Source organism: Streptomyces sp. NPDC046335, from assembly GCF_055587985.1.
Window position 1 is genome coordinate 258940 of the sequence record NZ_JBVJFF010000011.1, and the last position, 13217, is coordinate 272156.

Below are 13217 nucleotides of genomic sequence, written 5' to 3' on the forward strand. Positions count from 1 at the left end.
CTCGCATCACCGGGTGCCTTGTGTTTCCTCCAGGTAGGCCAGCGCGCCCACGGGCTCCTCGGCGAAAAAGACCAGGTCGGTCAGTGGGAGGGGCAGGAAACCCTCGTCCTCCATGCGCCGGAACTGCTCCTTCAGGCCGTCGTAGAAGCCCTCGGAGTTCAGCAGGACGACGGGCTTGGTGTGCTTGCCGTGCTTCTTCAGCTCAAGGATCTCCGTGGCCTCGTCGAGCGTGCCGGTGCCGCCCACCATGATCACGATCGCGTCGGCCTTGGCCAGGAGCAGCGCCTTGCGCTCGGCGAGGTCCCGCGCGATCACCATCTCGTGGGGCTCGGAGACGGCCCTCGCCCTGGCGGCGAGGAAGTCGACGGAGACGCCGACGAGCCGCCCTCCCGCCTGGTCCACGCCGTCGGCCACGACCTTCATCAGACCGCTCTCGGAACCGCCCCAGACCAGCGTGTGCCCGCCCTTGCCGAGCAGCTCGGCGAACTGGCGGGCCGGGCGGGTGTAGCGGTCGTCGAGGTCGGCGGCGGAGAGGAAGACGCAGATGTTCATGGGCTCACGGTACGGTCCGGCTCCGACAACGGTCGCCTGGCCGGGAAGAAGGCGGCTCGGGCGGACGCTGACAGGGGAAGAGTACTCATCGAGGAGGCCGAGCAGTGACCGCAGGACACCGGATCACCATCGAGCGGGGCACCCACCACGTACGCGTGGTGCACGACGGGCAGGTCGTGGCGGAGAGCGGGCGCCCCCTGCTGCTGCACGAGACGGGCTGCCCGGTGCGGTACTACCTCCCGCCGGAGGACGTGCGCGCCGAGCTCCTGTCCGCGTCGGAGACGCACACGTACTGCCCCTTCAAGGGAACGGCCTCCTACTGGTCGCTCCCCGGCGCGGCCGACGCCGTGTGGGCCTATCCGGAGCCGAACCCGGACGTGGCCGAGATCAAGGACCACTTCTGCTTCTACGAGACGGACGTCACGGAGCCGGGGCGGTAGCCACCGGGGCGGGGCGACGGCCGGCGCGGGCCGCCGGCCGTCCGTCCGCGGCGAACGTCCTGCGGTAGGCGGCCGGTGAGACGCCGAGCACGGCGCGCATGTGCTGGCGCAGGGAGTTCCCTGTGCCGAAGCCCGCGCGGTGGGCCACCACGTCCACGGGCAGGTCGCTGGATTCGAGCAGCGTCCTGGCCAGTTCGATGCGCTGGGCGGTCAGCCAGCGCCCGGGGGCCATGCCGACCTCCTCCTGGAAGCGGCGCGTGAAGGTCCGCAGGCTCATCCGCGCGTGGGCGGCCAACTCGCCGAGCGGCAGCGGCTCGTGGAGCCGTTCGAGGGCCCACGCGCGCGTGGCGGCCGTCGTGGCGAGCGTGGGCTCGGGGACGGGCCGCTCGATGAACTGCGCCTGTCCGCCCTCGCGCCACGGCGGTACGACGCAGAAGCGGGCCACGCGGTGCGCCACGGCGCTGCCGTGGTCGCGGCGCAGCAGGTGCAGGCAGAGGTCGACGCCCGCGCCGACGCCCGCCGCCGTCAGGACGTCACCGTCGTCCACGAAGAGGACGTCCTCGTCGAGCGCGACCCGTGGGAAGGTCCGCCGGAAGTGGTCGGCCTCCTTCCAGTGCGTGGTCGCGGGGCGCCCGTCGAGCAGCCCGGCGGCGGCGAGGACGTACGAGGCCGTGCAGAACGACACCCAGCGCGTGCCCGGCCTTACGCGGCCGAGCGCGTCCGCGACCGCTTCGGACAGGAAGCCGTCCGTCGTGCCGCCGCAGAGCCGGGCCGTGGGCGGAATGACCACCGTGTCCGCCTCGGCGAGGGCCTCGGGGCCGTGATCGGCCAGTACCTGGAACCCGGCGTCGGTCCGCACCGGCCGGCCGTCCACCGTGCAGACGACGACGTCGTACAGCGGTTGCCCGTCGGCGTCCTCGGCGGCTCCGAAGATCCGTGGCGGGATGCCCATCTCGAAGGCGTACACGCCGTCCAGCGCGAGGACGGCGACGCGGTGTCGTCTGCTCCCTGAGGTCATGGCCGAATCCTGTCACATGATGGCCAAACTGCCAGCACCATGACCGCCCGCACCGTCGCACGCTGAATCCTCGAACCGAATCGATCCGAACCGAACCGAATCGATCCGAACCGGAAGAGGACAGAACCATGAAGATGCGTGCCATGAGCCCCCGCGCCTGGGGCGGCCCCGAGAACCTGGTCCCCGTGGAGGTGGACCGCCCCGAGCCGGGCCTCACCGAGATCCTGGTCCGGGTGCACGCGGCGGGCGTCAACCCCGTCGACTGGAAGACGCGCGCACAGGGCGCCTTCGGCACTTGGGGAGAGACCCCGATCCTCGGCTACGACGTGTCGGGCGTGGTCGAGGAGGTGGGCCCCGGAGTGACCCTCTACAGCCCCGGCGACGAGGTGTTCGGCATGCCCCGCTTCCCCGAGCAGACCGGCGGCTACGCCGAGTACGTCGCGGCCCCCGCCCGGCGCTTCGCGCCCAAGCCGACGGGCGTCAGCCACGTCGAGGCGGCCGCGCTGCCCCTCGCGGCGCTCACGGCCTGGCAGGGCCTGGTCGAGACGGCGGGGCTGCGCGCCGGGCAGCGGGTCCTCATCCACGCGGCGGCGGGCGGCGTGGGCCACCTGGCCGTGCAGATCGCCAAGGCGTGCGGGGCGTACGTCATCGGCACGGCGCGCGAGGACAAGCACGCCTTCCTGCGCGGCCTCGGCGCGGACGAGATCGTCGACTACACGCGCGTGGACTTCGTCGAGGCGGTGCGTGACGTGGACGTCGTCCTGGACGGCGTGGGCGGCGAGTACGGCGCACGGTCCCTGGAGGTCATCCGCCTCGGCGGCCACCTGGTGACCCTCCCCGACCCCGGCGGCCTGCCGGACCCCGCCCGCGCGCGGGAGCGCGGCGTACACACGGGCTGGACCCTCGTCGAGCCGGACCGCCTCGGCCTCCTCGAGATCGCCCGCCTGGTCGACGACGGCAGGCTCCGCGTGGAGATCGACACGGAGCTGCCGCTGGAGGACGCGGCCAAGGCCCACATACGCGGCGAAGAGGGCCGCACACAGGGCAAGATCGTGCTGCGGGTGGCCTGACGCCCCCGCCGCGTGGCTACACCGCCGCCGTCGCCCGCTCCGTCGTCGCGATCGTCGCCGAGCCGACCACGCGCGTGCCGTCGTACAGCACGATCGCCTGGCCGGGGGCCACGCCGCGTACGGGCTCCTCGAAGGAGACCCGCAGTTCGGAGTCGACCAGCTCGGCGGAGACGGCCGTCTCGCCGCCGTGGGCCCGGAGCTGGGCCGTGTATGTGCCCGGGCCCTCGGGGGCCGCGCCGCACCAGCGGGGCCTGATGGCCGTCAGGGCCGTCACGTCCAGGGCGTCCACCGGGCCGACCGTCACGGTGTTGTTCACCGGGGAGATGTCCAGGACGTAGCGGGGCTTGCCGTCGGGCGCGGGGGTGCCGATCCGGAGGCCCTTGCGCTGGCCGATGGTGTAGCCGTACGCCCCCTCGTGCGTGCCAAGGACCGTCCCGGACTCGTCCACGATGTCGCCCTCGGCCTTGCCGAGGCGGTTCGCGAGGAAGCCCTGGGTGTCGCCGTCGGCGATGAAGCAGATGTCGTGGCTGTCGGGCTTCTTCGCGACGGCCAGGCCGCGCTCCTCGGCCTCCGCGCGGATCTCCTCCTTGGTGGTGAGCGTGTCACCGAGGGGGAACATCGCGTGAGCGAGCTGGCGGTCGTCCAGGACCCCGAGGACGTAGCTCTGGTCCTTGGCCATGTCGGAGGCGCGGTGCAGCTCGCGCGTGCCGTCGTCGTGGACGATCACCTTGGCGTAGTGGCCGGTGACGACCGCGTCGAAGCCGAGGGCGAGCGCCTTGTCGAGGAGCGCTGCGAACTTGATCTTCTCGTTGCAGCGCAGGCACGGGTTCGGGGTGCGCCCCGCCTCGTACTCGGCCACGAAGTCCTCGACCACGTCCTCGCGGAACCGCTCGGCGAGGTCCCACACGTAGAACGGGATGCCGATGACGTCCGCGGCACGGCGGGCGTCGCGCGAGTCCTCGATGGTGCAGCAGCCGCGCGCGCCCGTGCGGAACGACTGCGGGTTCGCCGAGAGCGCGAGGTGCACTCCCGTCACGTCGTGCCCCGCCTCGGCGGCACGGGCGGCGGCGACGGCGGAGTCCACGCCTCCGGACATGGCGGCCAGGACGCGGAGGGGTCGCTGGGGAGGCTGGGGGCGCTGCGGGGTCTCGGTCAAAGTCATAGCTCTAACAGAGTACGGGGCTCCGGGAACCGGAAGCCCGTGAGTAAGCGTTGACGATCATATGGGGGCAGAGACCGACAGTGGGAAGAAGCCGGGGCGCGGCGGCATCGACCGGCGCACCCTGCTGATCGGCGGCGCGGCGGCGGCCGCGGGCAGCGCGCTGCTCGCCAAGGACGAGCTGGGCCGGCTGTGGTGGCGGGTGCCCGGCGTGGTCAAGAAGCGCAAGGAGGGCGAGGTCGACGCCAAGGGCGTCCAGTGGATCGCGGCCTCGGACTACAACTGGCGGCGCGCGGACCGCCCCGATGACTACGGCATCGACCGCGTGGTGATCCACGTGGTCCAGGGTGGGTATGACACGGCCCTGCGCGTCTTCAAGGACCCGGGCCACGGCGCCGCCGCGCACTACGTGATCCGTAAGGACGGCCACATCGCGCAGATGATCCGCGAGCTGGACGTGGCGTTCCACGCGGGCAACAAGAGCTACAACGAACGGAGCATCGGCATCGAGCACGAGGGCTTCGTGGACCAGAAGTCCTCTTTCACGGAGGAGATGTACGCGGCTTCGGCGCGGCTCACCGCCGGGATATGCAGGCGATACGACTTCCCCGTGGACCGGAAGCACATCGTCGGCCACGTGGAGGTGCCGGGCACGGACCACACGGACCCTGGCCCGCACTGGGACTGGGACCGGTACATACGCCTGGTGCGCGAGGCACGGGACCGGCCGGAGGAGCCCAAGGGGAGAGCGGAGTCGGCGAAGCCCGGGGACAAGGCCGACAAGGCCTGAGGCCGGACCTGGCCTGAGGCCGGACCTGGCCGGGGGCCGGATCTAGCTGAGGCCCGCCGTCCGTGCCCGCTCCACCGCCGGGCCGATCGCGGCGGCCACCTCGTCGACGTCCGCCTTCGTCGACGTGTGGCCGAGCGAGAAGCGCAGGGTGCCGCGTGCCAGGTCGGGGTCGGTGCCCGTGGCGAGCAGGACGTGGCTCGGCTGGGCCACGCCCGCCGTGCACGCCGAGCCCGTGGAGCACTCGATGCCCTGGGCGTCGAGCAGCAGCAGAAGGGAGTCGCCCTCGCAGCCGGGGAAGGTGAAGTGCGCGTTGGCGGGCAGCCTGCCCCCGGGCGCCGGGTCGCCGCCGAGGATCGCCTCGGGGACTGCCGAGCGGACCGCGGCCACGAGATCGTCGCGCAGGGCCCCGATCTCGGCGGCGAACCGCTCCCGGTGCTCGGCGGCGAGCTCCCCCGCCACGGCGAAGGCGGCGATGGCGGGCACGTCCAGCGTCCCGGAGCGCACGTGCCGCTCCTGGCCGCCGCCGTGCAGCACGGGCACGGGGCTGTACTCACGGCCGAGCAGCAGCGCCCCGATCCCGTACGGGCCGCCGATCTTGTGCCCGGAGACGGTCGCCGCGGCGAGTCCGGACGCGGCGAAGTCGACGGGGATCTGGCCGTAGGCCTGCACGGCGTCGGCGTGCAGCGGAATACCGAACTCCGCCGCGACGTCGGCGAGTTCGCGGACCGGCTGTATGGTGCCGATCTCGTTGTTGGCCCACATGACCGTCGCGAGGGCCACGTCGTCGGGGTTCCGCTCGATCGCCTCGCGCAGCGCACCGGGGTGGACCCTGCCGTACGCGTCGACGGGGAGGTACTCGACGGTGGCGCCCTCGTGCTCGCCCAGCCAGTGGACGGCGTCGAGGACGGCGTGGTGTTCGACGGGGCTCGCGAGGACGCGGGTGCGGGTGGGCTCGGCGTCACGCCGCGCCCAGTACAGGCCCTTCACCGCGAGGTTGTCGGCCTCGGTGCCGCCGGAGGTGAAGACCACCTCGCTGGGCCGGGCGCCGAGCGACTCGGCGAGCGTCTCGCGGGCCTCCTCGACGGTGCGTCGCGCCCGCCGCCCCGCCGCGTGCAGCGAGGAGGCGTTGCCGGTGACGGCGATCTGCGCGGTCATCGCCGCGATCGCCTCCGGGAGCATCGGAGTGGTCGCTGCGTGGTCGAAGTAGGCCATGGTGCGCACGATTCTACGAGCCGTGCGGCACCCGGCGCCCCACGGTGTCAGCCCGCGATGCCCCAGGACACGGTGCCGTCCATCGCGACGAGCGAGGCGAGGACGACCAGGTCGGCCACGCCGAGGCCGAGACCGAGCAGCGCGCGCCCCCTGCGGGCGGTGCCGCGCCACAGGGCCATGCCCGCGAGGACGATCGCGGCGGGGCCGAGGAAGAGGTTCAGGACGAGCAGTCCGACCAGGCCGAGAACGAAGGAGGCGACGGCCATGCCGTCGGTGTCACGCCGGCCGGTGGGCAGCGAGGCACGCTTGGAAGCGGCGCTTTCCTCGGGCTTCGACGTCGGAGTCGATGCCGACTCCGGCACCGGGGCGGTCTCGGGGCGGTCGGTCGTCGCGCGTTCGGTGGTGAGCTGCATGGTTCGACTCCTGGGAGGTGAGGTGGAGTGCGGATCCGCGGTGACGCCCGGCTCAGTGGTGCCGCGCGCGGCTGCGCTCGCGGATCGCGAAGACCACGAGCCAGACGCCGATGACGGCGGCGGCGACCAGGGTGACCGGCAGCGGGACGTGGGCCACGGAACCCATGGCGACACCCAGCAGAAGAAGGGCGGCGACAAGGAAGAGCATGAGATCCCTCTCGACTCGTTGAACCGATGCGGTGCGTACGGATTGCTGTGTGTACAGATGCGGTGCGTACAGATGCGGTGCGTACGGGAGCGGTCTGTTCGGTGAACGCTTGTGGTAACAAGTGTTCACTGACTTCAGAGTACTCGCTCCCGCGCTTTCAAAACTGGGAGAACAGTTGTTAACTGCATGGCATGAGTCACACCCTCGGCGCCCGGCAGGCCCAGAAGCAGAAGACCCGGCAGGCGCTCCTGGACGCCGCGCTCCAGCTCCTCGCCGAGCAGAGCCTCAGCAGCCTGGGCCTGCGTGAGGTCACCCGCGCCGTGGGCGTCGCCCCCACCGCCTTCTACCGGCACTTCCGCGACACGGCCGATCTGGGCGTGGCGCTCGTCGAGGAGGCGCTCAACAGCCTGCACACGGCGCTCACCGCACTGCTCGCCGCGACCGGCGAGCGCGTGGGCGACGACGACGGCGAGGAGCGCATAGCGGCCACCGTCGAGCTGATCGCCGCCTATGTCCGCGCCCACCCGGCCCACGTCCGCTTCATCGCCCGCGAGCAGCACGGCGGCGTACAGCCGGTGCGGGCCGCGATCCGCGGGCAGCTCGCGCTCTTCGCCCAGGAGGTGAAGGAGCAGTTCGCCCGCGAGCCCGGGGCGGCGGGCTGGGCCGAGGACGATCTGCTGATGCTCGCCGGGATGTACGTCGACCACATGGTGATGACCGCCTCGGCGCTGATGGAGGCCGGGGACGACCCCGAGGCCGCCGCGCGGGTGGCGGTCACGGCGCGCCGGCAGCTCCGCCTCGTCAGCCTGGGGCGCCGCCACTGGCTGGACGAACGCCACGGGTGAGGACTCGGAGGGCCGAGCCATTTCCCTCGACCTCGCCCGTACCCGTACCCGTACCCGCGCCCACGTTTCGCCCTCGCCCGCCCGACGCAATGCCCTCGACTCTCCCGTAAGGGGCAACTAGCCTCTACGCTCATGACGACCGCGCGTGACACCTGGACCCTCGACCGCACCTTCGCCGGCCCCTCGGGCACCGTCCGGTGGGCGGCTCTCGGGCCCGCCGACGCTCCGCCCGTGGTCCTCGTGCACGGCACGCCCTTCTCGTCGTACGTCTGGCGGGGCGTCGCCCGCGCCCTCGCCGTCGAGCACCGCGTGTACGTGTGGGACCTGCCCGGATACGGCGCCTCGGAGATGCGGGACGGGCAGGACGTCTCGCTCGCGGCGCAGGGCCGCGTGTTCACCGAGCTGCTGGACCACTGGGGCCTTGAGCGGCCCGCCGTCGTGGCCCATGACTTCGGCGGCTGCGTCGCCCTGCGCGCGCGGCTGCTGCACGGCGCCCGCTACGACCGTCTCGCCCTCGTCGACGCGGTCGCCCTCGCCCCGTGGGGCACGGCCACCTACCGACTCCTCGGCGCCAACGCCGGGGTGTTCGCGCAGCTCCCGCCCGAGCTGCACGAGGCGCTCGTACGCGAGTACGTGGGTTCGGCGAGCCACCTCGGACTGCACCCCGCGGTGCTCGACCGCCTGGTGGAGCCCTGGTGCAGCGAGGAGGGCAGGCCAGCGTTCTACCGCCAGATCGAACAGAACGACCAGCGCTACACCGACGAGATCCAGGGCAGATACGGCGAGCTCGACCTGCCGGTGCTGATCTGCTGGGGTGCGCAGGACACCTGGATTCCGCCGGAGTTCGGCCATCAGCTGGCCTCGGCGATCCCCGGTGCCGAGCTGCGTCTGATCGAGGGGGCGGGCCATCTCGTACAGGAGGACGCGCCCGCCGAACTCACCGCGGAGCTGGGCCGCTTCCTGCGGGGCCGGCGGTGACGGCGGTGACGGCGGTGACGGCGGTGGTGACCGTGGCGGCTTCCGGGGCGTACGGGTCCGGGGCGTACGGGTCCGGGGCGTACAGCCGGGTGACCGACGCCGCCGCTCCGGCGAGTTCGTCGCGCACCTCGGGCGGTGAGAGGACCTCGATGTTGTCGGCGAAGGGCAGCAGCGTCCGTGCCTCGCCGGCCACTCCGTAGGTGAGGCGGACGGTCACCCACTCCCCCGCGCCGTCACCGTCACCGTCCCCGTCACCGTCGAGGACTTCGGTGACCGCGATTCCGTTCATCCGCAGGAACTGGTCGAAGCGGGTGCGCCGGACGCGGGCCGTCACGTCGATGCCGCCGGGGCGGTCCTCCACTCGGCGCTTCAACACCGCCCATATGTCGGAGAGTTCGACGCCGGGGCGCCGGACGGCCGGCATCTCGGTGAGGACCGCCGAGCGGATCCGGTCGGCGCGGAAGAGGCGCGGGGCACCGTCGAGATCGGCAACGAGGTACCAGACCCCGGCCTTGGAGACGAGGCCGTACGGGTCGACGGTGTACTCCTTCGGCACGGCGTCGCCGCTGTGGCGGTAGCGCAGGCCGATGCGGCGGTCGGCGAAGACGGCGTCCCGCAGGACTTCCAGGTCAACGGTGGCTTCCGGCCCCCGCAGCCAGCGTGAGGCGTCGACGAGGATGCGGCGGCTGGTCACCTCGGCGGCGGGGCGGTGCGGTTCCGGCAGCGCGGCCATGACCTTGCGCAGCGCGGAGCCGAGCGCCGCGTCCAGGCCGAGCGCGGCGTGCGCCCCTTGGGCGGCGAGGACGAACAGGGCCCGCGACTCGTCGGCGGTCAGCCCTGTCACGTCGGTGCGGAACCCCGCGAGCAGTTCGATGCCGCCGTGCCGCCCGCGCTCGGCGTAGACCGGGATTCCGGAGGCGGAGAGGGATTCCACGTCACGGTAGATGGTGCGGACGGACACCTCCAGCCGCTCGGCGAGCTCGTGAGCGGGCACCCGCCCGCGCGTCTGGAGCAGCAGAAGGATGGAGAGCAACCGGTCGGACTTCACCGACCAAGCATCCCCCACAGCCGCGGGGCTCCCGGAGCCCGCGCCCGACAGCCACCACCGCCGGGACTCCACAGTCCGCGCCCCGGCGCGGCGAACACCACCGGGCCCAGATCCCGCACCCCCGACGGACACCCGGGCCGGCCCCTCAGACCCCGCGCCCCGGCGACCACCGCCACCGGCCTTCCACAGCCGCGCCCCGCAGCACCACCACCGAGCCAGGCCCACGGCCCCGCGGCCACCGCCCCAAGGCCCGCCAGGCCCACGGCCCCGCGAGGCCCGCGCCCGCAAGCTAGCCCAGCCGGACCCGTGCGAGCTGGCGGGACTGGGCGACCAGGCGGTTTTCGGTGTCCCAGACCTCCGCGTCCTCCTCCAGGAAGCCGCCCGCGAGGTTGCGTGTCGTGATCGCCACGCGCAGCGGTCCCGGGGACGGGCGGTGGCGGACGTGCACCGTGAGCTCCACGGTCGGCACCCAGCCGGTCAGGCCCATCTCGAACGCGGTCGGCGGCAGCGCGTCCACCGCGAGCAGCAGCGAGAGCGGGTCCGCGTCACGGCCGTCCGCGAGGCCGAACCAGGCCCGCATCTCACCCTTGCCGGACGGCTCACCGAGCGCCCAGCCGAGCGTGGCGGGGTCCAGCTTCAGGAAGAGGCGGTCGGCGATGGCCGAACTGCCGGGGACGGGCCGGTCGCCGGGAGCGTCCTGCGCGCCGAAGCACTGGTCCAGCGGCGGGATCGCGGGCGGCTCGGCGGTGGTGCGGACGTCCTCGGGGAGCGCGCCGAGGTCCCCGTACGAGGCGAGCACGCGGATCCGCTCGACCTCGCGGCCCTCCTCGTCGTACTGGAAGAGGGACGCCTGCCCGGTGGAGAGCGTGCGTCCCGCGCGCACCACGTCCGTGCGGATCACGGCGGGGCCGGGGCTCGACGCGGTGAGGTAGTGCGCGGAGACGGTGAACGGGTCGGCGTGCGGCAGCGCGTCGGCGAGCGCGCGGCCGATGACGGCCAGGAGATAGCCGCCGTTGACGGCGCTGATGATCGTCCACCCGGCGGAGAGGTCGATGTCGTACACGCCGGGTTCGCGCCGGGCGACCGCGGTGTCGCGGTCGAACTCGCTGTCGCCGATGCTCGCGCGCACCGATGCGGGAATTGATGCTGCCGTTGCCATGACAGCAACGTACAACATGTGATTACTGAGCGGTAGCTTTCCCCGTGGCCTCCCCGAGCCTCCCGACCTCGCCAGCCCCGCCGCGCGTCACGGCGTCTCCTCCACGTCCGGCTCCACCGCCGTCGAGCGGCGGTGCCAGGCCCTTGGCGCCCGCCAGTGGTAGCGCATCGCGAGGAGCCGGAGCGTGAACGCCGTCAGGATGGCGACGGTGGTCGTGAGGCCCGTGAGCTGGTCGTAGTGGATGCAGAGGGCGACCATCGTGGCGCCCACGATCGCGGGCACGGCGTACAGGTCACGGTCCCAGCGGACCAGCGAAGGCACCTCGTTGGCGACGATGTCACGCAGCACGCCGCCGCCCACCGCGGTCATGAGCCCCAGGGCGGCCGACGCCGTGAGGCCGAGGCCGTAGTCGTAGGCCTTGGTCGTGCCGGTCACGCAGAACAGTCCGAGCCCGGCGGCGTCGAAGACGTTCACCGCGAGCTGGGTGCGCTCCACCTCCGGGTGGAGGAAGAAGACCAGGAGGGCCGCGAAGAGCGGGGTGATGAAGTAGCCGAGGTCGGTGAAGGCGGCCGGCGGGACCGCCCCGATGACCAGGTCGCGGAAGAGCCCGCCGCCCAGCGCGGTGACCTCGGCGAGCACGGCTATGCCGAAGACGTCGAAGTTCTTGCGCACGGCGAGCAGCGCGCCGGAGATCGCGAAGACGAAGATTCCCACGATGTCGAGCGCGTGCTGGACGGAGGGAGTGAACAGATCCTGGAGCACGCGCCATTCTTACCTGAGCCGCACCCCGCCCTCTCCGCCCACCTCTACCGCCCTCTCCGCCCACCTCTACCGCCTACGACGCCGGAAGTACGGGTCGCCGACGCCGTCGGAGCCGGGGTGGGGCGCGGGGGCGGCGGCGATCAGACAGAACGAGAGCGCCGCGGTCGCGAGTGTGCCCAGACGCGCCGAACGGGAGAGTGCCATGAGTCTTCCCTTCGAACACGTTCCGATGGGGTGTCCGATGGAACGGACACGCAGACTCTGCACTCTCCCGTTAGGGCATGTACATGACCCGGGCGCGTACTTCTCCCGGGTCGACTTGCTTCAGCCGTCGGTCGGCTTCTGACCCTTGTCCTTCGCGACGGCCCCCTTGGCGGCCTCAGGCTTCGCGACCTCGGGCTCCGCAGGCTCGGCCTCGGACTCCGCAGCCGCAGCCGCAGGCTTCGCGGCCTCCGGCTCCTCCGCCTTGGCGACCACCGTCACCACCTCGATCGCCTCCTTGGCGACCGAGAGCAGCTTGGTGTCCTCGGGCGCCTGGTCGTCGGCGTTCTCCGGGTGGTGGCACGCCACCTGGTGGCCCGTGGCGAGCAGGGCCAGCGGCGGCTCCTTGGTCTTGCAGATCTCCGTCGCCTTCCAGCACCGCGTGTGGAAGCGGCAGCCGGTGGGCGGGTCGATCGGCGAGGGGACGTCGCCGCGGAGCAGGATGCGGTCGCTCTTGACGCCGCGCCGCTTGGGGTCGGGCACCGGCACGGCGGAGAGCAGCGCCTTGGTGTACGGGTGCATCGGCGTGGAGTAGAGGTCCTTGCGGTCCGCCAGCTCCACGATCTTGCCGAGGTACATGACCGCGATGCGGTCGGAGACGTGCCGGATGACCGACAGGTCGTGCGCGATGATCACGTACGTGAGGCCGAGCTCGTCCTGGAGGTCGTCCAGGAGGTTGACCACCTGCGCCTGGATGGAGACGTCGAGGGCCGAGACCGGCTCGTCGGCGACGACCAGCTTGGGCCGCAGGGCGAGCGCCCGCGCGATGCCGATGCGCTGGCGCTGGCCGCCGGAGAACTCGTGCGGGTAGCGGTTGTAGTGCTCCGGGTTGAGCCCGACGCGCTCCAGCATCTCCTGCACGGTCTTCTTCACGCCGCCCTCGGGCTTGACGCCCTGGAGCTTGAAGGGCGCGCCGACGATCGTGCCGATCGTGTGCCGCGGGTTCAGCGACGAGTACGGGTCCTGGAAGATCATCTGGACGTCGCGGCGCAGCGGACGCATGCCGCCGGTGTTCAGATGCGTGATGTCCGTGCCCTGGAACTCGACACGGCCGCCGGTCGGTTCGAGGAGCCGGGTGATGAGCCGGCCCATCGTCGACTTCCCGCAGCCGGACTCGCCGACCACGCCGAGCGTCTCGCCGGGGCGTACGTCGAAGGTGAGTCCGTCGACCGCCTGCACGGCCGCGACCTGGCGCTGGAGCAGCCCCTTCTTGATGGGGAAGTGCTTCACCAGGCCCTCGACCTTGAGCAGCGGCTCCGGGGAGCTCACCGTCTCCGTCTTCGCCTGCGCCGGGATCGTCAT

16 protein-coding genes are annotated in these 13217 nt (G+C 72.3%); 5 read left to right on the plus strand and 11 right to left on the minus strand.

Going from position 1 to position 13217, the window contains the following annotated elements; translation table 11 throughout:
* Positions 1-6: 6 nt before the first annotated feature.
* Entirely contained in the window at positions 7-552 is a 546-nt protein-coding gene (locus ACZ6JY_RS27215) for an LOG family protein (RefSeq protein WP_469199797.1), read from the minus strand.
* A gap of 104 nt (positions 553-656) precedes the next feature.
* Between ACZ6JY_RS27215 and ACZ6JY_RS27220 the strand changes: the two genes are divergently transcribed.
* Positions 657-992: a DUF427 domain-containing protein gene (locus ACZ6JY_RS27220; RefSeq protein WP_469199799.1), complete on the plus strand. Its 336-nt coding sequence runs from the start codon at positions 657-659 to the stop codon at positions 990-992.
* On the opposite strand, the gene ACZ6JY_RS27225 is transcribed toward ACZ6JY_RS27220, so the two are convergent.
* On the minus strand, positions 973-2010 hold the full coding sequence (locus ACZ6JY_RS27225; RefSeq protein WP_469199801.1) for a GlxA family transcriptional regulator: 1038 nt from the start codon (positions 2008-2010) through the stop codon (positions 973-975). The two genes, ACZ6JY_RS27220 and ACZ6JY_RS27225, sit on opposite strands and share 20 nt — an antisense overlap.
* A 134-nt stretch (positions 2011-2144) precedes the next feature.
* Between ACZ6JY_RS27225 and ACZ6JY_RS27230 the strand changes: the two genes are divergently transcribed.
* Positions 2145-3080, plus strand: coding sequence for an NADP-dependent oxidoreductase (locus ACZ6JY_RS27230; protein ID WP_469200110.1), 936 nt, complete (start codon positions 2145-2147; stop codon positions 3078-3080).
* A 16-nt stretch (positions 3081-3096) separates the two neighbouring features.
* On the opposite strand, the gene mnmA is transcribed toward ACZ6JY_RS27230, so the two are convergent.
* Positions 3097-4236, minus strand: a complete 1140-nt coding sequence (gene mnmA, locus ACZ6JY_RS27235) for a tRNA 2-thiouridine(34) synthase MnmA (protein ID WP_469200112.1) — start codon at positions 4234-4236, stop codon at positions 3097-3099.
* A gap of 67 nt (positions 4237-4303) precedes the next feature.
* On the opposite strand from mnmA, the gene ACZ6JY_RS27240 reads away from it, so the two are divergent.
* On the plus strand, positions 4304-5029 hold the full coding sequence (locus tag ACZ6JY_RS27240; RefSeq protein WP_469199803.1) for an N-acetylmuramoyl-L-alanine amidase: 726 nt from the start codon (positions 4304-4306) through the stop codon (positions 5027-5029).
* Between the two features lie 42 nt (positions 5030-5071).
* Here ACZ6JY_RS27240 and ACZ6JY_RS27245 read toward each other — a convergent pair whose 3' ends face one another.
* From ACZ6JY_RS27245 to ACZ6JY_RS27255, 3 genes are all read right to left on the minus strand, one after another.
* Complete coding sequence (locus tag ACZ6JY_RS27245) at positions 5072-6241, minus strand: cysteine desulfurase family protein (RefSeq protein ID WP_469199805.1); 1170 nt, start codon at positions 6239-6241, stop codon at positions 5072-5074.
* A 47-nt stretch (positions 6242-6288) separates the two neighbouring features.
* Complete coding sequence (locus ACZ6JY_RS27250; RefSeq protein WP_469200114.1) at positions 6289-6507, minus strand: DUF4190 domain-containing protein; 219 nt, start codon at positions 6505-6507, stop codon at positions 6289-6291.
* 199 nt (positions 6508-6706) lie between these two features.
* A complete protein-coding gene (locus ACZ6JY_RS27255; RefSeq protein ID WP_469199807.1) occupies positions 6707-6862 on the minus strand; it encodes a hypothetical protein in 156 nt (51 codons plus the stop codon).
* Positions 6863-7053: 191 nt separating this feature from the next.
* On the opposite strand from ACZ6JY_RS27255, the gene ACZ6JY_RS27260 reads away from it, so the two are divergent.
* Together ACZ6JY_RS27260 and ACZ6JY_RS27265 are read left to right on the plus strand one after the other, a co-directional pair.
* Complete coding sequence (locus tag ACZ6JY_RS27260; protein WP_469199809.1) at positions 7054-7707, plus strand: TetR family transcriptional regulator; 654 nt, start codon at positions 7054-7056, stop codon at positions 7705-7707.
* 132 nt (positions 7708-7839) lie between these two features.
* The gene (locus ACZ6JY_RS27265) at positions 7840-8685 is read left to right on the plus strand and encodes an alpha/beta fold hydrolase (protein WP_469199811.1); all 846 of its coding nucleotides are present in this window, start codon (positions 7840-7842) and stop codon (positions 8683-8685) included.
* Here the strand turns inward: ACZ6JY_RS27265 and ACZ6JY_RS27270 are convergent.
* From ACZ6JY_RS27270 to ACZ6JY_RS27290, 5 genes are all read right to left on the minus strand, one after another.
* The gene (locus ACZ6JY_RS27270) at positions 8645-9733 is read right to left on the minus strand and encodes a helix-turn-helix transcriptional regulator (RefSeq protein WP_469199813.1); all 1089 of its coding nucleotides are present in this window, start codon (positions 9731-9733) and stop codon (positions 8645-8647) included. The genes ACZ6JY_RS27265 and ACZ6JY_RS27270 overlap by 41 nt on opposite strands.
* 289 nt (positions 9734-10022) lie before the next feature.
* Positions 10023-10892 (minus strand): thioesterase family protein, encoded by an 870-nt coding sequence (locus ACZ6JY_RS27275; protein ID WP_469199815.1) that lies wholly within the window; start codon positions 10890-10892, stop codon positions 10023-10025.
* 87 nt (positions 10893-10979) lie between these two features.
* Positions 10980-11654 (minus strand): trimeric intracellular cation channel family protein, encoded by a 675-nt coding sequence (locus ACZ6JY_RS27280; RefSeq protein WP_469199817.1) that lies wholly within the window; start codon positions 11652-11654, stop codon positions 10980-10982.
* A 66-nt stretch (positions 11655-11720) separates the two neighbouring features.
* Complete coding sequence (locus ACZ6JY_RS27285; protein ID WP_469199819.1) at positions 11721-11858, minus strand: hypothetical protein; 138 nt, start codon at positions 11856-11858, stop codon at positions 11721-11723.
* A gap of 120 nt (positions 11859-11978) precedes the next feature.
* Positions 11979-13217: an ABC transporter ATP-binding protein gene (locus ACZ6JY_RS27290; RefSeq protein ID WP_469200116.1), complete on the minus strand. Its 1239-nt coding sequence runs from the start codon at positions 13215-13217 to the stop codon at positions 11979-11981.